Origin of the sequence: Herminiimonas sp. CN (assembly GCF_000622895.1) — a bacterium.
In the GTDB taxonomy this organism is placed as follows: domain Bacteria; phylum Pseudomonadota; class Gammaproteobacteria; order Burkholderiales; family Burkholderiaceae_D; genus AVCC01.
The window spans coordinates 45,378-63,358 of record NZ_AVCC01000004.1; the positions used below are offsets into that span (position 1 = coordinate 45,378).

Sequence of the window (17,981 nt, forward strand, 5' to 3'; positions counted from 1 at the left end):
GATGGGCTAGTCTATTGGCCCATCCAGTATTTGATGCTTGGAATTTGGAATGAAAAACCCGCCGATGTCGCCAAGAGCGGGCTGGGTTACGCGCAATTATTTACATCCGATCGCCGCACACCATCTCCGATAGCCGCGCCATGCCTTTTGCTGTAATACGCGCTTGCGTACTGGCCCACTCTGACCCGTCGCTTTTCTCGCCAGTCGCTATTTTGTGCTCCATTACGCCCTGTTGCAGCCTTTCAGAATACGCCAGCAGGCCAGTGCCCATCGGTCGCTGATATGCCCATTTGCTCTGAATAAGAATTTGCTTGAGCTTCTTCTCCTGAACTTGAAGTGTCTTTGCGGCATCCCGAATGCACAGCGATCCATCGGTTGCCGTGGCGATCCGGTCAAGTGCTTCCACCTTTGGCGCTTGCTCCGCAACTTTTGATTCCAGCGTCAGAACCTTTTCCGTGTAGGTCAGCAGCAAGCCGCGCATTGCTACTGGATCGGAAAGCACTTGCATTGGGTCAATAGCGGGAACCTTCGCCTCCAATTCCGCCATGCGGTCGTAGACCTTGGCCTGGACTGCGTAGGACTCGGACATCACCATCAGCGAGGCCTCGCGCTTTGGCAGGCGGTAGCAAGGGTAAGTCTGGCCGTTTTGCTGGTTCTGGTAGGTGTCGGAAAATTTTCCGGCACCATCACCAAGCACTTTTGCGACCTTCTTCATGAAGTCGGAATGGGCTAACTCTGCCTTGTCCTCTTCTCGTAACTCGTTAATGACGCCGACCAATTCTACGCTGCTCATTGTTTTGACGATATTTACGATAGCATTCATGCTGCCACCTCCGAATCAAGAGACGCCATGTACGCAGCCTCGTCGAAATTGAGCCCTGCATTGGCTTTTCGCACCAGGTCTTGCTCCGTCAGGCGATCAAGATTGCCGCCCAAGTGTTTTGCGGATGCGGTCAGCCAATCCGCAATCGTGTTGAAAAACCCAGTGTACTGACCGCGAAAGCCGCTAAAGCCGTCGCTCCATTCGCTCATGCGGCCCATATTCTTCATAGCCAAGCCGCCCTCCTGCTCAAAGCGCACCATGAACGATTCAATAATTCCCGTAAGGTGATGCGAAGCAAATTCGCCCTTGTCTTCGCGCAGGAACTTCAGGAATGACTGCGCCATCGCCGCGCCAGTCTCATAGCCGCCGAAGTAACCGCCCGAGGCTGAAACGCTCCAGTATGGCGTTTCAGTGACCGAACGTGACCCTGCTACAAATGGAAGGTTTTGGAATGCATGCTTAACTCGCCTCTTCTTTTGCAACCTCACAGGATCACTCATGCGGGATATGCAAGGGAAATTTATGGCAAATGACTTCTTGGTCGCCATTCCTGATCCTACGTTTTCTGTATTTGTGCTAGCATTCATTTTGTTAGACCTCTTTTGTGATTGTTCTGACATAAACCCCGATCCCGCCTGCGAAGCTGATTGGGGTTTTTCTTTTAGTGCGCTGCATTTTGTTTTCCAATTCCTTGTTCGATCAAGTGCACAAACTCAGAATTCATCGAACGATGGTTTTTTGTAGCTGCCTCCTTGACTTTTCCTCGTAATCCATCTGGCAGTCTCACAACAAAACTTTCCTTCATTTCACTTGGATAGCGAGCCCGCTCTAATTTCTCATTCACTTGATAACCTCACTTTGACTTGATGCCAACTCGGCATGACCAAAATATATTCCGAGTTAGCATCAATGTCAAGTAGGAAGTATTAAATATATTCCGAGTTGGCACTATCATGTTGGTATGTCTCATAAACCATACCCCAGCGAAACCCAAGATCGCTTCATCGTCCGCTTCCCAGACGGCATGCGTGACCGCATCGCCGAGGAGGCGAAGGCTAACGGACGCAGCATGAACGCTGAAATTGTCCAGAGATTAGAAATGACTCTGGGCATGACAACCCGCCCCAATGTGCCAAACATATCCGGCGACATCCCCTTCTACATGGCGCAAGACATTGCGATGCTTGCCGAAGATACCGGGGTATCATTTCGGGAAATGCTTTCTCGCATCTTTATCGCCGGCATACATAAAGACGCCCCTCAAGTGCTTTATGTATCGATCACTCCCGGCGTTACAGCAGAAGAAGTGCGGAAAGCCTTAGAGGCAACGAGAGACATAGCGCGACCTGATGCAGCACTTGTGTTTGAGCCACTAGCTAAAAAGCCCTAACCCTCCAATAATTATTTAATGCTATTTAGCAGCTAAAACTAACATTTCCCTTTGTCAATATATAATCAAAACCATAATCAACGAAACGCCTGATTCTGACAAAGAGCGAAGATGAAAATCATATTAATCGCATTCATGCTATTGCTTGCTGGCTGCACCCGCTACCCAACTAGTGACTTCGAATGCCGCATCGAAGCGTCCAAGGCGCCCACGGGTTACGGAGTATCTGCAACCAACAAAGCTTGCGACGAAAAGTTTAAGGATGAAATTGCCGCACGTAAATTAGCTAGCGATATTGTCGTGAGAGAAAAACTTGATGAAATTATCTCCACGGCACAAGCTCCGACGTGGGCTGAGGTTGAAGCCAAGCCTGAATTTCAGCGCCTGAACGACGAGGACAAGGCCTACACCAAGAAAGCGTACTTTGACCACTGGGTTGCGCCGCACGTTGGCGGCGAGCGCGATGCGCTGTTCGAACAGTTCATGGCGCCAGCCAAGAAAAAATGAGGCACTGAGATTTATTGCGTAATGCTCTTTTGCAGCAAAAGCCTCGCACCTAGAAAAAATCCCAACCCTGCCTTCGCAAAGTAATCCTTGCTTTGCGTATCTAATTGGATACAATACATCAATGAACGTTATCCAACGTACCGAAGAATTCAGTTCCTGGCTCGCGGCCCTCAAAGACGTGAAGGCCAGAGCCAGAATCATCGCCCGAATTCGGCAGGCGAGCCTCGGCAACTTTGGCGACGTGAAGCCCCTTGACGAAGGCGTTTGGGAAATGCGGATCGACTCCGGCCCCGGCTATCGTGTTTATTACGCCCGCGAAGATCGCGTGGTCTACCTTCTGCTGAATGGCGGCGACAAATCCACGCAACGCCAAGACATCAAGCGCGCAATTTCCATGTGGAACACAATCCAAGAGGAACAGCCATGACTACCATTAGAATCGCTCCTTTCGATGCCGCCGAATACCTCGACAGCGAAGAAATGATCGCGGAGTACCTGTCTGCGGCCTTGGAAGAAGATGACCCCTCACTTTTCCTTGCTGCTCTCGCCGATGTTGTTAAGGCACGCGGCATGGCAAAAGTAGCCCAAGATGCAGGGCTTGGTCGCGAGAGCCTATACAAAGCGCTCGCCCCGGGTGCCAAGCCGCGCTATGACACCGTGATGAAACTGGTGCATGCGCTTGGCGTGAAATTTACTACCGCGCCAGTTGGCGCCTAGCGCAGTTTTCAAAGTAGGCCGAGACTGCGCTTAGCCTTCGCGGCAGCCTCTATCCCCGCTTGGTTGCGCTCCGCAGTGGCGCGGGCAATGCCCTCTCGCTTTTGCTGCTCCAGCAGCGCCCTGACCCCGGGCGACCATTGCATGCGTTTTCCGTCGCCCATCTCGGCAAGCTCACGCTGGTATTGCGCCTGCGTTGCCAGCGCTATCCGGGCGGCTTCCGGCAGGTTCCCTTGCGTTGGCGCTGACACTGCCTGGGGCTTTGGCGTATTCAGTCCTGGCGCGACGGGCTTCGGTGTTGGCGCTGCTGCCGGCGCTGGTGCTGGGGCGGGTGCTGGGCGGGGCGGCACCGCAACCGGCTGCGGCGCAGGCTGTACACCACCTGCACCAATGATCTGACGTGCTCGCTCGGCCTTGGCTTCGTCGACTGGTACAACTGACGTTGCTCCAGAGTGCATTGCGTCGAACTGCTTCTCGAAAATCGTTCGGGCGCTGATGATATCTTTTTCTGTGGCGCCGCTCGAAAGAGAAGTCTTCATCATCTCGCCAACCCAATCCGTCTTGCTTTTATCACGCGAGGATCGCACCATGCCCCATGCAGCAGCTTCATCCTTTGCTACGCCCGAAGATAAAAGCCACTTAGCCGTCGTGACCTCGCCCGGATCGCCTTTACCGCCAGCCATATTCGGATCGCCTTGCTTGACAATATCGATCTTCCCGGTCTCCTGATTAATCGAGCCGATTGTGCCGTCTCGCGTATGGATGGCGGAGTACTTGCCGGTCTTTAAGCTACTCTCAGCCTGCTCGTAGGCCGTCGCCGGAATAGTGAGCCGGGATCCATCATCGGCAATAATGTCATATCCGCGCTGGACAACGCCATCGACCGCTCCGCTAGTGGGCTCGATACCGATGTATTTCTTGGCTTGGGTCCCGGCCTGTAGCGCCTCCGCATCGGCTACGGAGTTTACATGCGTGAGCAAGGCTTGCTTATCATTTGATTTGACTAGCCGGCCGAATGTTGCCAGCGCTTTCACCCTGCGGGTAGCTGCGTCCTCTGAGTTGGCTGCCACGCGCCCCTTCTCCTGCTCTGGGATGTCCGCCACGCCGCGATCCAATTTGGCGGAATCGATTTGCTGTTGCTTCGGCTGCTGCTGCAGCTTAAAATCAATGCCGCCCCGATCCAACTCCTGCTGGCGCATAGTGTTGGCGGTCTGCCCCGGCAGCGTTTCCTGGGCGGCGCGCGCCAATGCGGCGGCCTGCCTGAACTGCTCCCTTTGTGCGGCAGTGTGATCATCCAGGGTTGATAGCCCCGCCGCCCGGGTTTGCTTGTCGTACGCGCGCTCGTCTTCCAGCGCCCGCTCTTTATTGCCTTCTTCGATGCCCTTCCAAGCACCGTACAACCCTGCGCCAAAGCCCATAGCAATCCCTTTGAATTAAGACACGTCATCGCCAAATGTCGGTTCCGCCGCATAACGCTGCGGCTTGGTGTAATCGCTCAGGCCTGGCGAATTATTCCAGGCCTTTATGCCGGCATCAATCGTCTTCGCATAACCTGCGGACTCCCGACTTTGCTGCTCCATCCCGTTCTGCGCCATCCTGGCATTGGTACTCGCCACGCTACTGAGCCCGGCTGACGCATTTGCAGCCAGTCCCTTGCCAAGACTGAGTGCATCCGTTTTGTGGGCCCATGCCATATCGCTGACCCGGTTGCGCGCCGCATTCTGGCCGACCGCATCAGATGCAGCTTGGCTCATGTCTAGGCCAGCCATGCTGCTGGCATAGGATGCGCTTGATGGATCAAGACCGGGGGTACGGCTCAGCCGATCGCGTGCTTTGCCGTACTGCTCGGAGTTGGTGGCCGATGCGAGCCCCGCGGCGCGCGCGTAGGCTTCCGGTGTATCGTAGTTCTGAGCCTCAGCGACATAGGCTTTTTCCAGTGGCTGGTACGTTTCTTTGTACGTGTTCCACTGGTCTCTGGCGATGGCGGCTTGCTGCTTGGTCGCGTCGGCAGCAGCGCCGTTTGCGTCTTCCGCGCCGTTGTCGTCGGCCAGCATGCTGCCGACTACTGTTGATGCTACAGCTCCGAGAACTGACGCCACCATGATTAAAACTCCTTCACGTAATAAATATCCTGCGCCGCATATCCACGCCGCCGGTACAGTCGCGCCAATGCTTTCGGCTTGATATTGGCGGTGCTGGCCATGCTAAACACTGCGCACCCCATATCCGCAGCCCATGCCTCCAATGCATCGAGCAAATGCATTCCGGCCTGAGTGCCGCGCTGATCCACATCCACCCACCAGAATAGTTCTTGCCCAATCCGCTTACTGGCATTGAACCAATAGGGAGTGGAAATGGCGGCAGCCATACCGATGCAGCCTGCCGCTCCAGCATCAAACACGAACAAAACGGATGCGGCGTTCGTCGCGATGTCGCTTATGGCGCTTGCGAAGTTGGCGTCACTGAACGGAATGGTGTTCGCGCAACAGGATTGCGCATGAAACTCACGTCCCATGCGTATCAGGTTGGGTAAATCATCAGGAATGGCGCGGCGGATTGTCATACGAACAGCATAGCCATGCGCGCGCTATTTGATCTCGTTCTTAGGGTATTGCGCCTTTACCGCTTCGCATTTTGACAGGTACGCCTGCATCTTCGAAGCGTCACCTTGCGCCTGCCAGTACAGAGCATCAGCCAGGTCAGTTAGCGGCGGGTAGTTTTTGGCACGATTGGTCAGCATCGCGGCGGCGGCATCGACTTGGCGCTGAGCGTCGGTGCGAGGGTCGAACGCGATCCGTTCCGGCATCTTCCATATCCAGCCTTGTGGCAGGTTGTTTTTTGCATGAAGCTCCGCCTCAGTATAGGTTTTCAGCTCTGCATTAAGAACATACTGTGTAGCGCTGTCTGCCGTCCCAATATAAACAATTCCAAGGTTGGAGGTATTAAGTTCAAGCGCCTCCTTTTGACAAGTCCCACAGTGGGTTATCACCCCATCCAAAGTGCTAATAAAGTAAGAAATCATCGCTTCACCGCCAATGCAAAAATGGATGCCCCACCGTTTCTGGAGTCGCTAGAAGTTAACGTGTAGGTAAATGTGCCTGGACCTGGCCGGGTTAGCACTGAGCGGGAGGCAAGCGTTGGGCTCATGGGAGTCTCAACCCACTGCACTATGCCGTTACAGGTAAGGGTAATAGTGGATGGGTAGCTTTGAGAAACTGTGCAGATGACAAAAATAGGGTAATCAGCGTCCAACGTTAAAGTGGCAGAAGCTGTATTGCTCACGGACGTTTGTCCTACCGGAACCGTTACTGTATTCCCAGCGAGTTTGAGCGTGTCGACCTCAGCAACCCCGATTTTCGCGTTCGTAATCGTACCGTTGGCAATGAATGCCTCTTGCATGTAGACGCCTGGCGGCACATACTGGCCATTCACATAGCCTGGCGTGGTGCGTACGATGAAGGGTACGGCCGGCGTAATTCCGGGTCCTGATGGGCTGCCGATGGCGAAGTTGTCGGCGCGGATAATGAAGCTGGAATAGGGAATCGCATTGTTCACGGTGCTGGCCAGCCCGAAGCCTGACACGTAGCCGTTCACATCCGTCTTGACCGCCCACTTCGCTTCTAATTGTCCGGCTCTGTTGACTGCGGATTCTGCGGTTTGCTTGACTGCCGACGAAGACACGATGTTGCCATTGGCATCCCGGATGGCTGCTTGTACCTGGTTCCAGTTGCTGGCAACTGCACCGGCCATATTTGCCGTGATTTGGCTGCCGCTCTGCACCAAGCCGGAATTATTGCCGACTGCCGCCCATAAAGTGTTGACCGCGCTGGCCAGTGCATTATCGCTATTCGTGCGCAAGGTAGTTTCGGTCTGCGTCGCCGCCTCGGCCTGCCCGACGCGCACGCCAACCGCAGTCAGCGAAGTGGAAAGCGCGGTGTCTGCGGTCGTTCTGTTCTCGGTTTCGTTGCGCAGGGCGATTTCGCTATCGCCCACCCGCGAGAATAAGCCGCCCGGCGCATCAATCAGATCGACCCGCGCGCCTAGTTCTTTGAACAATGGCGATTCGATTACCTGCGCCTGCAGGTCATTGATGATGCGCGCCACATCCGAAGGATTGATCGTGGTGTTTCCGGGGCTAGATAGGTTGTTGCCGTACCCGCCACCTATGGCGCTATTGCCTTTCACCAGGCCGACCTCGGCAGCGGTCACGAAACGATGGTCTCCGGAGCCAGAGTTACCATTGCGCACCTGCCAGCCGTCGATCAGCGCCCGCAATACCTCGCGAGTATTTGCGTCAGTGATCGCGTCCAGCGCAGATAGGTCTACGCCCGGGATGATCTTTCCTTTTTGTGCGGTTGCCATCACGCCCCCGCCATTTCCCGGCCAGACTCTGCCACGCGCAACTCCCGGAAACGGCCGGTGCCGGATAGCCCAATCTTCCAGCGATCCGACTTAAAACCGCTCGGCAGCCTGAAATCCATCTTACCGGTGACCGCCTGTGTATGTTTCAACTCACCATCGGCGTAGAACTGTACTGTCCAATTTCCGGTGCAGACTGTCTGCGCAAAGCCAAAGTTGACCGGCTTTGGGAGTACGTTCTCGCGCGACACCCAGTTCGCTGTCGCATCGCTGCCGCCGGCGAACTGGTACAGGCCGGTGCCGGACGCGTAATAGCACAGGTCGGTGACCGGCGATACGAACGAGCATTGCGCGCTGAAATCCGGCAAGTCGGTCATCGCACCGCCCTGCACTTCATCCAGTCGCAGCATGAACGCGGTAAAGGCATTGCTGCTTGAGTAGACGATCAAGCGCCCGTCCCATACCGCGAAACGCAATGATGACATCGCGTTGTTGCAGCGTGCGCGCCAGACCTCGCGGGTGAAGAACGGCTCGGACGCCATTGAAGGTTGACCCCCGGCGACCGATACGATGCCGTCATGACTGGCATATACCACCTGGCCGTTGATGTCGGCCATCGACCACTGTGATACACCAGCCTGCGGAAACGCAAGAGCGCGATCGGTCATCGAGTCAGGCGACACGCCAGAGATCAGGAACGGCTGGCCGATGGTCGTTACCAGCGCGCCGGAGCCGTGCGCAATGGCGCCGATAATGTTGTGCGTGAATGTTTTGACATAGGCAGGAGGCCAGGCCCAAGGCCGGTATGCTTCGGAAAAGTGTAACTCATTACCTTTCCATGCCATCAGGATCCCGTTCGGCAGCGCCAACAGGCCGGTCAGCGCCGGATCTGGTGCATAGGCTTCAGTCGAGGAAATCGGCTCATTCAGGCCGGAAGCCTTGACGTCGTCGGTAAAACTGAAGTCGGTCCCAAGCAGGGTCAATACCGGCAGCGCTCCGACATAGAAGTAGTCAGCAATCTCGGAGCCAGTCGGCGTGCGGTAGAAGCGAATCTCCTTAATCGGTGCATAATCGGCGCCGGATACGTCCCGCTTAACGTCCAGCGCCACCGGCAGCACGGTAGCCGTCGTGATCGATCCTGCTGGACTCGGTGGGCCTTCCTCGTCGTAGGTATTGACGTAGGTGTACACGTAAGCGCGGGTTTCCTTGTCGGCCTCGGCTGCGCCGGACGACAGCGCGATCGCATAGCCAGTGGCCGGCGCATCCTCTTTCGTGATCGTCAGTTGCCATATCGCGTTGGTGCCAAGCGAGGAGTTCGCGGTATAGATGTCGAATAGCGTTTCGTGCGTGGCGTTGTCGGTAGCAGTCAAGCGGATTACCGGGATCGCCTGCTCCGGTGTGTAGCTGGCGGCAGTACTGGACCCTGATGCCTTCAAAAGCCCGTATTGCGACAGTGTAAGCAGCGTTTCCACCTCGTGGATCACTCCGACCGCATCCTTCACCATCGTGGTTGCAAGCGTATCGCCGACCTTTAGCTCCATACCGAACCCATTAGCCCCGCCGCTGACGATCCGAACGGAGGCGTTTGATAATGGCGATACCGTCGTTCCCGCATCAAGTGCCCCCCAAAATTCCGCTTCCTGTCCGGCGATATAGTAGGCAGTCGCCGCAAATGCCTGCGACGATGTCGCGGCGCCAGTCGCCTTACCAGGAGGATCGAAGCGCCATTTCGTGTTTGCGTCCAGCGCCACCGGTGCAATATCCTGCTCCTGATACTTGACGCCGCCGTATTCGTAATGAAACTTGGCCGCAATCGTTGCATTTTCCAACGATGGTATGGCCGGTACCGTCAATGCTGGCGCTGTGATTGGCCTTGGCACGCCAACGCGGTAACTCGACGCCGGATTACCGCCACTGACCTGCATTCCACTGCGCGAAGTCACGCGGAAGTCATTGGGCGTCGTGTAGTAGAGACGGTCGAACGTATCGCGTGACAACGGCGAGCGCGCCGCGCTGACTTCATCCGTCCACGAATAAAACTTCAGGCCGTCATCGGTGTATAGGCTAGCCGGCGCATTCGACAGCGTTTGCACCAGGTAGCCGCCCTTGGTGTTGCGCAACTCCCCATAGGCAAAATCGCAATTGCTTGATTCTGTTGCCGCCGTTGGAGGTAGCAATGATTCTGAGATTTTAGGATACAGGCCGGAAAATGCGTTGTATTTGAATGCAGCCATTGATTTTCTCGCTTCTTATGTTCCCGCAGATTCACTGCAATGGCCTTTGTCTATCCGATATGGCGTGGCTGGCTGATTGGACGCTACGCTGTGTAATATCGCTGGGCTGTAGCGCCATGGCTCCGGATAGCCCAGCGCATCGGCGATACTTTCTGCGCATGACCATTTGTCGCGGCCATCCGGCACGCAGCCGATGACGAAGCCGAGATTGCCAATCAGGTCATAGGCGCGGCCCTCATGCGCGATGAACCATTGCCGTACCGCGTTTTCGTCGCCGGAAATCTCGACAAAATCCCAATGCGCGGGGTCGAACTCGATGCGCTTGAATCGCACCCCGCCGTCAATGAACGAGGACGATGCGGCCATGCCGTCGCTGAAAATGACTTCCGCGTGGCTGTAAGGGCTGCGCGTCCACCAGCGCACTGCGCGACTGTAGATCCCCTGCGCGCTTGGGCGAGTCCCACGATAGAAGGCAATTTTCATGACTCGACATATACAATAGGCCAGCCACCAGAGAAATCGTAAGCATCAGGAGCTACGGATGCCTCCATTGCGACCTTGTGTAACTCTGCCCTGGTGAATATTGCTTGGTCGCTTACCGCCGCCGCGCTGAATATCTGCCCCGCCAAGGTCTGTGTCATGGTTACGAAGGAGCCATCCATCGTTTTCCATTGCAAGCCTGCTGGGATATTCGCGCCCATCAGCACTAGGCCAAGCTGCTGTATGCGCGAGCCTTCATCGGAGTGATACCACTTTCCCCCCACGGTATAGCCGCCAGCCTTACGCCGGTCGCGCTCGGCCTTGATCGCCGCCCACTTGTCCGCCTTGGCTCGCGCAAGGTTTACCGCAATCACTCCAATATCAAGTTCCGTGATCACCCATTGCTGAGTCCATACTCCCGCAACTTGGGTAGGGGTAGTCTCGTCACATCGCTGCGTCAGGGGATCGAACGCAGGAGGTGCTGAAAAGGAGAATTCCACCACGCCGAACTCCGTCTTTTGTTCTGGTGTGAGCGTGGATGCAGGCTGAAAAACTGTAGGGCTGAACTCGATGTTTTCACCTTCTACGCGTGTTTTATACGTTCCATTTTCTATGATTGCGTATGCCATTTTTAATTTATTCCCATGTGAGTTTTAGCCATCCCTGCCTACCCATACCGGTGTGAGCGTTGCCTATTCCGCCGCCGCCACCATAATAAGCACCGTCAGCATCTGCATTTCCGCCTGCACCGGCAGGAGAGCCGCCACTAGTACCCCCTACACCGGTATTTGTGCCGTCCCCGCCCGCGCTTACTGGCCCTGCGGCACCACCGCCGCCAGAAGTGTAGGTTGCTCCGCCATCAGTTGCACCGGCACCACCTGCTCGCAGCACATCACCTACACTACCCGCCGTTGTGCCCCCTGTACGATTCCAATTTCCACCCTGCGCTGAACATATCACTGTCCCACTAGAATTATTTTCCCTGGCAACGGCTGATGCCCCGGATATGCCAGCTGACGCGGAAGTAGGCACAACGATGTACACCGCTGTCAATCCGGATACCGAGTAGGCGGTTTTCTTTGCGTAAGCCCCGCCACCGCCGCCAAGGAATGTTCCGCTGAAAGATGCCCCGCCTCCGGCGCCGATAGCCTCGACAGTAACCTTCGTTGCACCTGCTGGAATAGCTACGGTCTGCGCACCAGGGGTGGTATACGCCGTTGAGAATGAATTGAACTTGAACCCTTCCCCCATCAGCATTTGTTGTGCCGCACCCATCAGGAAAGCCCCGTTCCGCTGATGATCCACTCTGTTGCAGTTAGCTTCATTGCCGTAGCTATTCCGTTTGCAGCCAGCGTCCTACTTCCAGTCGTTCCTGTGCCGGCCAGCCGCATGATGTCTGTCGTGATTGAAATTGTAATCACGCCCCCGCCATTTTGGTTTGCAAAGGTAATCGCCGAACCTATCGGGAACGCTACAGACCCATTCGCTGGGATCGTGAAAATACGCGCTGTGGTGTCTGCACTAGGGTGCAGGATATGCTTCCCTGCGTCATCCAAACCCAGCGTATAGGCTGCGCTTTTACTATTCTGCGGGATGTTCAGATAGCCTATATTTCCCGATCCAGCAGTTTGGTCGCCGGTATTGTCTCCAGAAACACTGGCATCCAGTGGAACAGTAAGAGTTTTACTCGTCACTCCGCCCGACACAGTAAATCCTACTGTCTGAGGCAATATTCTGTCCGCTGTTGCTACAGCTGCCTGCGCTGCTCCTGCGGTCATACGCAACTCAATCGGATCGGCATTGCTGAACGCCATCGCAGTCGTCCCTTCCTGGGCGCGCACTACCGTCAGCACGTCGCCGGCGCGCGCGGTGCATTTGACGATTTCATGGTTGATCTCGGCTGCGCCAACTTTCTGATACAACGTCACTAGGAAGTAGTCGCCGACAGTGGGCGTAGGGAACTTGGCCCCCGTACCGGTCTTTAGCGTGATCGATAGTGCGGCGGCATCGATCGCGCCGTTCAGCTCGGAATCCGCATTGTTGGTGAAGAGTTGCATCAATAATCCTTGATCTTGAGAATAAATTCATCCTGCAGAATGCGACCGTCGTCGGTGGTGGCGGTCGCCGTGATCTTGTACTTCACGCCGTTGGTACCACCCTCTATCAACACCTTGACGCGGGTTCCGACCACCATCGATGAAACGATGGTCAGATCGACTGGCTCGACGGTCACGACCGCACTGGCAATGCCGTCGCTGTCGATCAGGTCGTCGGCATAGTCGATTGAGTACGATTCCTTCTCAGCCGGCTGCTTAACGTAGGTACCCAAAATGGTCATGCCGACCTCCGCATTGTTCTGTCTGTAAATGGACGCGCCATTGATCGGTCGGTGAATGGCCGTGTCATGGTGCGCTCCGGTGGATCAAGCGCTTCGGCGTTGGTGAAGGCATCGGCCGTCATACCAGATACGCAGGTAATCAATACATCCGACTCAATCAGCAAGGCCCACTGCGCAGTCGCATCGCTAATTGCGTCTATCGTTGCCGATGCCATTTTGTAAATCGCGCCATCCGCCCCAACACTGGTTATGACCGTAACCAGCGCACCAGCCTGCAATGCCAGCCGGCCATCCGCTGTCATGCTCGATATCGCCACAGCTTCATCGGCAGTGCCAAAGGTGGTGACGGTCTGGTATGCGGTAGCACCGGACTCGGCCCGTGCCAGAGCTTCGCCAAATTGCGTGATGAATCCGTTCGCCGTGCAATCGCTGGTAGCGACGATCTTCGACGCATCGGTCGACGCAATCGCCGAGATACTGAACACCGCGTCAAACCGCGCAGCGCCGCCATGCGTCTTGATTCCTTCGGCAATGCAATCCGATATCGATGCGCCGTAGGCGTACCCCAGCGCAGTTTTCAGGCCATCGGCCGTCATGCCTGAGGTTGATGCGGCCTGCGCGTAGCCATCACGCTGCACCGTGGCCTGGCCGCTGAGCTTGACGCTGGCATCTGCGGTGGCTGATGATGTTATGTCAATGCGGCTGGCGAACCCAGCTGTTACCAGCGGACCGGCAGTAAGAGTGCTGACGGCTGCCGCCACTCCGGCGCCGGGGCGGGCAATGTAGCCTTCGCCTTGCAGCGATGTAGCAGCTAAAGCATACGCATCGGTATAGGTGGCATGCAGCCCGGACGTAACGACGATATTGGCGGTTTGCAGTTGCAGCAGTGCGGGAAACGCTGACATCGACGACGCGACGATAAAGCCACCGTCGCCATAGGCTGTGCGAACTCCGGTTGCCGTGGCGCCGGAGCTTGCGGCAATGGATGCCCCAGGCAGAACGACTCTGGTGCCTTCCGCAGAAAAACCGCTAGAGGCAATAATCAGCGCCGCACCCGCGACGATGCTGGAAGCGCCGCCGTTGAGCGCAGCCCGATTAAGCCCGAAGAAGTTCATTACTTATCAGTCGATCGACGCGACGAGGGTGCCAGGGGCGAACGACAGCACATCACCGACTTGCAAGGTCTTGCTGGATGTCATTGGGGCGGAAAACAGCATGTTGCCGGCGGTCGCGGCGTCGAAAATGCCGATATGCGTGACTGTAACCGCGGCGACCGTCACTGCGGGGAACGTGATCGAGGCGACGTTAGACGACTGGTTAGCCGAACCCGACGGGGATGGCGCAGTGAAGGTGCCGGTCAGTTGGCGGCTGTACCAGGTGCCAGTACCTACCTCGTTTATATTGCCGGCATCGGTGGGATCGGCAGTGAACAGCCCCAGCCGCAGCGAGGCGACCGTGGGCGCAGTAAAGTTAGTGCCGCGCAAGAAGGCGTTTATGGCTGCCTGCTCTGCGTAGTCTGAAAGTCCGGACATGTTTGAAGCTCCTTAAAAAATTGGCTTACGTTGTGGTGCCGTTACCGCGCGCATTCGGATCAGTTGCCACTTCTGCGCCGACCTTGCCCCTGATTGCTGCGATGAATGCCTGGTAGTGATTCGATGCGGTTTGCCCGTTTGCTGCGTATTCGGTGTCCTTGCTGTACGCGCGGTACATCACGTAGTCCACCAAAGCACTGGCATAGATGTCATCAATCGAAATCGCACCGCCAAGCGCCGCATCGGCCGGATTGGCGTTGTAGACGATCTCGACCGAGTTGCCGCCCGGGGACGGTGGGTAGACATAGAAATTCTTCGGGTCGTGTTCCGAGTAGCAGTAATGCGCTACCTTAGCGCTGGCCTTGGATGGAAGGTGCCAATCAGGCACTTGTACATCCAATGTGCCGCGCGCGACCAGTCGGATCGCCATGCCGTTTGTATTACGTGGTATATCCACCAGGGAATTGCCGTCGGCTGGGATGGCCTGCTTGGTGCCAGCCGCCAGCGTCACATCGATATTGCGCACGCAAGCATTGGGCTTGTAGAGCGCCACTTCGCGCTGGCCGTCGTTGAGCCAGTCCAATAACTCAAGACGTGGCCATCGGACATTCGCGGCGTCTTGCAGCAGGATGCTTACGCGGTTTATGATCGATGACGCGGGTAGTGTTGCCATTTTTGCGTCTCGTTAATGTTGCGCGGTGGTGCGCACTGGTGCGCGGCTCAGGCCGCTCGTGCCGAATGCCTTAGCAACCTGTATCGCGGCCTGAAACTTATCTTTGTTAAGCATCCCAGCCTGGCCGTCGCTCCACGCTTTGCCCGGCATTAATAGCAGGCGCGACAACGCACCGGCGGCCAGACTTTCCGCGTACTGGTCGGCGATCCATCCTGGGAATGCTGTCGATGATCGACGCGGCTGCAGCGCCAGCACCATCACTAGGGCTCCTGCAATGTTGAATTCGGGCCTTGGAACCAGAAGGATGGAGTTGGTATCGGTCTGGGTATAGTGTCGGGCCGGGCCAGACAGTGATTGCCAGCCTGTATAGATGCGGTCCAGATCATCGGTCGATGCCGGCGAAATAAGATTGCCGCCAATGCTGCACGACAAAACCGCAGCCACATCGGCACCGGTGGTCGGCTCCAGATCATAAGCCACCTCGCCTGCAACAATGTCGATCGGATCCGGCAGGTAGCGCCATAGCCAGGACTGGTTGCAGAATTCGATGACGGCATTGCGGATCGCCGCCTCAACCAGCGGATCGGATGGCCCGTTTGTCAGGTGCGGTAGTACATCGCGGATAAGATCGGAATACTTGACGTTGCTCATGTGCCGGACCGGGGATTGATGGACTAGGCGCCAGTATCAATCCGGTTCGGCTATTTGATCTCATACAAAATCGACGTCGTTGCCCATGTTCAGCACTTCATCCAGCAGGATCTTGCGAGACCGGTTAGCCTTCAAGGTCTTGCCGTATTTCAGCTTGGCGTAGGCGACCAGCTCGGCGGCCGTCATCTTCTCCAGTGGGCCGTTCAGTTCCGCCGCGTCAGTCAGTACCGTCTCGCCCTGCGCGTCTTGAGTTTCCACCGTGTATGGTGCGTCCAGCGCATCAACGTCACTCGCCTCTACCAGCGCCCATTGGTCGCGGTAGCTCGTCAGTATCTTGGCTTGCTGCAACGTGACTTCCTGTACGTCGCCGGGGCCGTTCCACACCTTGCCTGACTTGGCGACGTTATCAATGCAAAATGGCTTCTTGCCGATGTACTCGACTTTGATAGTGGTCATGATATGAGATTCCTTGGGAACGGGGGCGGCCCGCAAGCCGCCCCCTTGGTGCTGCGTCGGATCAAATTACAGCGTGCCGCGATGCTCGAAGCTGATTACCGCATCGAACTGACCGGTGGCAGCCGCGCCGGCGACGGTAGCCGTGATATATGCGTCGTAGTCCAAAGTGACCGGCGCCACGATCGAGTCTGTCTTCGCGATTGCCGCCGTAGACGTTGCAGGGATCAGTGCCGCTGCGCCGCCGCCTGCTTCCGCATTGACATACTCGAAGCCCAGGCTGATAGTGGAACTGGCGCCCAGGGCGGCGTTGATCATCTTCGCGCAGTAGATCTTGGTTCCGGCGAACAGTTTGACCAGGCGCACCTTGTCGGCAATTTGCGCGGCAGCCAGGGTGATCTGGCCGTGCGCAAATGCGGAGCCGTCATCGCCGCTGTATTGCACGTTTTGAAGCGTTGGGGCATTGATTGTTGCCATTGTGTGTTCTCCAAAATAGGCCAGCCGTAGCCGGCCCGTAAATCAATCGTTACTTCTCGCTGGGTGGGCTACCGATTAGCTGGCCAGCAACGTACGACCAGCGGCCGACGCTGGATCTGGTGCGTAGGAATCGATGACCGCGACGCCGTGATCGGTGTCGACGCCGTCGATGCGGAAGCGGATCTTGGCCGAGCCGCCCATTGCCGCAGCAACGGTTTCGACACTGTTGCCGTGATCTACCTCTTCTTCTGACCAGTCGTAGAAGTAATCGGAACGCGACTTGCCGTACGCCTTGGCCAAGGCTTGTGCACCCAGGATGATCGCTCGGTCCACCGGAACTGCAGTGGTTGCCGCGCTTTCGGTGTAGGTACCTCCGTCGGCGCCGCCGGTGTCCGTGACAACAGATGCGCCGGTGTCGAAACGGATCGCGTAGCGGTTCAAGCGCTTGATCAGCATGCCGTTCCACATGATCGTCTCGAAGTTGTCGAACAGCGGATGCTTGCCGCCACCGGCTGCGCTCTTACGCTCGAATGCGTACTTCATGGCTTCGTTCCACTGCGTTTGGCTGGTACGGGATTTCAAATACAGCCATTGGCGTTCAGTCACGAACATCGCCCACATTGGCGAATTCCACGATGCGTCATCACCCTTGATCTTGATCGGAGCCAGCGGTACCGAGGATTCGCGCAGGGAAGATACGATGCGGTCGATGTCCTGCAGCGTCAGCGCATCGTTGGTGCCGATATTGTCCGGTGCGGTTGCATCGTTGGCGTAGTAGACGCGGTTCTTGGTCGGCGCATTGACCTTGTTGACCATGATGTCGGCAAATTCATTGTCGCTCGCCAGTGGCACAACCCAGTCGGTTGCCGATTGCGTGCCACGCGCGCCGGCCAGGTGAACCAGCGTGTTCTGGTCCTCGAAGCGCTGCATCCAGGCCTGCAAACCGGCCATGCTGATATTGCGCAGGTTGTGGACCGTGCGTTGCTGCGTCATGCGCCCGCCAGAATCCGCGCCGCCACGAACTTGATTGATCTTCACGTCCATGCTGGAAGACGTAAGCGGCATCATGCGGCCCTCGATCTTGCGGTCGCCCATGGTCGGCTTGCCCTGCAGGATGTTGAACAAGTCGATCGAAATTGCATCGCCCGCACCCTTGGACAGATCGCCGGCCTTGACGATCGGATAGTCCGGTGAAGTCTGGCCCTTGGTCTTGGCGGCGAAGTTGCCCTCGGCCGGCATGTCGCCCGCGATCAGGTTCATGAAGCCCGGTGCGGTCTGCACGCGGGTGAAAAGACCCACCGAATACACTTTACGTGCGAGCGGGCTGCCTACTGGGATGTTCGTTGCCAT

Annotated in this window: 24 protein-coding genes; 4 read left to right on the forward strand and 20 right to left on the reverse strand. The window is 56.6% G+C overall.

From position 1 onward, the window contains the following. Positions 1 to 100: 100 nt before the first annotated feature. From HMCN_RS0101900 to HMCN_RS18460, 3 genes are all read right to left on the reverse strand, one after another. Positions 101 to 823: a phage antirepressor KilAC domain-containing protein gene (locus tag HMCN_RS0101900; protein ID WP_025915783.1), complete on the reverse strand. Its 723-nt coding sequence runs from the start codon at positions 821 to 823 to the stop codon at positions 101 to 103. After that, positions 820 to 1,371 (reverse strand): hypothetical protein, encoded by a 552-nt coding sequence (locus HMCN_RS17090; protein ID WP_035625359.1) that lies wholly within the window; start codon positions 1,369 to 1,371, stop codon positions 820 to 822. The genes HMCN_RS0101900 and HMCN_RS17090 overlap by 4 nt, the downstream gene beginning before the upstream one ends. 113 nt (positions 1,372 to 1,484) lie before the next feature. After that, positions 1,485 to 1,667: an Arc family DNA-binding protein gene (locus HMCN_RS18460; RefSeq protein ID WP_155837316.1), complete on the reverse strand. Its 183-nt coding sequence runs from the start codon at positions 1,665 to 1,667 to the stop codon at positions 1,485 to 1,487. A gap of 117 nt (positions 1,668 to 1,784) precedes the next feature. Between HMCN_RS18460 and HMCN_RS19725 the strand changes: the two genes are divergently transcribed. The 4 genes from HMCN_RS19725 to HMCN_RS0101930 all read left to right on the forward strand — a co-directional run bounded on the left by HMCN_RS19725 (position 1,785) and on the right by HMCN_RS0101930 (position 3,437). Further along, positions 1,785 to 2,213, forward strand: coding sequence for an Arc family DNA-binding protein (locus HMCN_RS19725; RefSeq protein ID WP_025915785.1), 429 nt, complete (start codon positions 1,785 to 1,787; stop codon positions 2,211 to 2,213). 111 nt (positions 2,214 to 2,324) lie between these two features. After that, positions 2,325 to 2,720, forward strand: coding sequence for a hypothetical protein (locus tag HMCN_RS0101915; RefSeq protein WP_025915786.1), 396 nt, complete (start codon positions 2,325 to 2,327; stop codon positions 2,718 to 2,720). Positions 2,721 to 2,841: 121 nt separating this feature from the next. Further along, a complete protein-coding gene (locus tag HMCN_RS0101925; RefSeq protein WP_025915787.1) occupies positions 2,842 to 3,147 on the forward strand; it encodes a type II toxin-antitoxin system RelE/ParE family toxin in 306 nt (101 codons plus the stop codon). Continuing rightward, entirely contained in the window at positions 3,144 to 3,437 is a 294-nt protein-coding gene (locus HMCN_RS0101930) for an addiction module antidote protein (protein ID WP_025915788.1), read from the forward strand. Before HMCN_RS0101925 ends, HMCN_RS0101930 begins: the two co-directional genes overlap by 4 nt. A gap of 8 nt (positions 3,438 to 3,445) precedes the next feature. Here the strand turns inward: HMCN_RS0101930 and HMCN_RS0101935 are convergent, their stop codons facing one another. From HMCN_RS0101935 to HMCN_RS0102020, 17 genes are all read right to left on the reverse strand, one after another. Further along, positions 3,446 to 4,852 (reverse strand): hypothetical protein, encoded by a 1,407-nt coding sequence (locus HMCN_RS0101935; RefSeq protein WP_025915789.1) that lies wholly within the window; start codon positions 4,850 to 4,852, stop codon positions 3,446 to 3,448. A 15-nt stretch (positions 4,853 to 4,867) separates the two neighbouring features. Then, the gene (locus HMCN_RS0101940) at positions 4,868 to 5,536 is read right to left on the reverse strand and encodes a hypothetical protein (protein ID WP_162174109.1); all 669 of its coding nucleotides are present in this window, start codon (positions 5,534 to 5,536) and stop codon (positions 4,868 to 4,870) included. Between the two features lie 2 nt (positions 5,537 to 5,538). Next, complete coding sequence (locus HMCN_RS0101945) at positions 5,539 to 5,997, reverse strand: GNAT family N-acetyltransferase (protein WP_025915791.1); 459 nt, start codon at positions 5,995 to 5,997, stop codon at positions 5,539 to 5,541. Between the two features lie 24 nt (positions 5,998 to 6,021). Then, a complete protein-coding gene (locus tag HMCN_RS0101950; protein ID WP_025915792.1) occupies positions 6,022 to 6,456 on the reverse strand; it encodes a hypothetical protein in 435 nt (144 codons plus the stop codon). Beyond that, complete coding sequence (locus tag HMCN_RS0101955) at positions 6,453 to 7,796, reverse strand: DUF1983 domain-containing protein (protein WP_025915793.1); 1,344 nt, start codon at positions 7,794 to 7,796, stop codon at positions 6,453 to 6,455. The genes HMCN_RS0101950 and HMCN_RS0101955 overlap by 4 nt, the downstream gene beginning before the upstream one ends. Further along, positions 7,796 to 10,027, reverse strand: coding sequence for a hypothetical protein (locus tag HMCN_RS0101960; RefSeq protein ID WP_025915794.1), 2,232 nt, complete (start codon positions 10,025 to 10,027; stop codon positions 7,796 to 7,798). The genes HMCN_RS0101955 and HMCN_RS0101960 overlap by 1 nt, the downstream gene beginning before the upstream one ends. A gap of 15 nt (positions 10,028 to 10,042) precedes the next feature. After that, positions 10,043 to 10,510 (reverse strand): hypothetical protein, encoded by a 468-nt coding sequence (locus HMCN_RS0101965; RefSeq protein ID WP_025915795.1) that lies wholly within the window; start codon positions 10,508 to 10,510, stop codon positions 10,043 to 10,045. Then, positions 10,507 to 11,136, reverse strand: coding sequence for a DUF4376 domain-containing protein (locus HMCN_RS18130; protein ID WP_025915796.1), 630 nt, complete (start codon positions 11,134 to 11,136; stop codon positions 10,507 to 10,509). Before HMCN_RS18130 ends, HMCN_RS0101965 begins: the two co-directional genes overlap by 4 nt. 645 nt (positions 11,137 to 11,781) lie before the next feature. Then, positions 11,782 to 12,564: a hypothetical protein gene (locus HMCN_RS0101980; RefSeq protein ID WP_025915797.1), complete on the reverse strand. Its 783-nt coding sequence runs from the start codon at positions 12,562 to 12,564 to the stop codon at positions 11,782 to 11,784. Continuing rightward, complete coding sequence (locus HMCN_RS0101985) at positions 12,564 to 12,845, reverse strand: hypothetical protein (RefSeq protein WP_025915798.1); 282 nt, start codon at positions 12,843 to 12,845, stop codon at positions 12,564 to 12,566. The genes HMCN_RS0101980 and HMCN_RS0101985 overlap by 1 nt, the downstream gene beginning before the upstream one ends. Next, positions 12,842 to 13,960, reverse strand: coding sequence for a hypothetical protein (locus tag HMCN_RS0101990; protein ID WP_025915799.1), 1,119 nt, complete (start codon positions 13,958 to 13,960; stop codon positions 12,842 to 12,844). Before HMCN_RS0101990 ends, HMCN_RS0101985 begins: the two co-directional genes overlap by 4 nt. A 6-nt stretch (positions 13,961 to 13,966) precedes the next feature. Beyond that, on the reverse strand, positions 13,967 to 14,377 hold the full coding sequence (locus HMCN_RS18135) for a hypothetical protein (protein ID WP_025915800.1): 411 nt from the start codon (positions 14,375 to 14,377) through the stop codon (positions 13,967 to 13,969). 25 nt (positions 14,378 to 14,402) lie between these two features. Then, positions 14,403 to 15,050, reverse strand: a complete 648-nt coding sequence (locus HMCN_RS0102000; protein WP_025915801.1) for a DUF6682 family protein — start codon at positions 15,048 to 15,050, stop codon at positions 14,403 to 14,405. 12 nt (positions 15,051 to 15,062) lie between these two features. Next, a complete protein-coding gene (locus tag HMCN_RS0102005) occupies positions 15,063 to 15,701 on the reverse strand; it encodes a hypothetical protein (RefSeq protein ID WP_025915802.1) in 639 nt (212 codons plus the stop codon). Between the two features lie 60 nt (positions 15,702 to 15,761). Then, positions 15,762 to 16,157, reverse strand: a complete 396-nt coding sequence (locus HMCN_RS0102010; RefSeq protein WP_025915803.1) for a hypothetical protein — start codon at positions 16,155 to 16,157, stop codon at positions 15,762 to 15,764. Positions 16,158 to 16,223: 66 nt separating this feature from the next. Next, the gene (locus HMCN_RS0102015) at positions 16,224 to 16,631 is read right to left on the reverse strand and encodes a hypothetical protein (RefSeq protein WP_025915804.1); all 408 of its coding nucleotides are present in this window, start codon (positions 16,629 to 16,631) and stop codon (positions 16,224 to 16,226) included. Between the two features lie 75 nt (positions 16,632 to 16,706). Further along, positions 16,707 to 17,981, reverse strand: coding sequence for a N4-gp56 family major capsid protein (locus HMCN_RS0102020; RefSeq protein ID WP_051566691.1), 1,275 nt, complete (start codon positions 17,979 to 17,981; stop codon positions 16,707 to 16,709).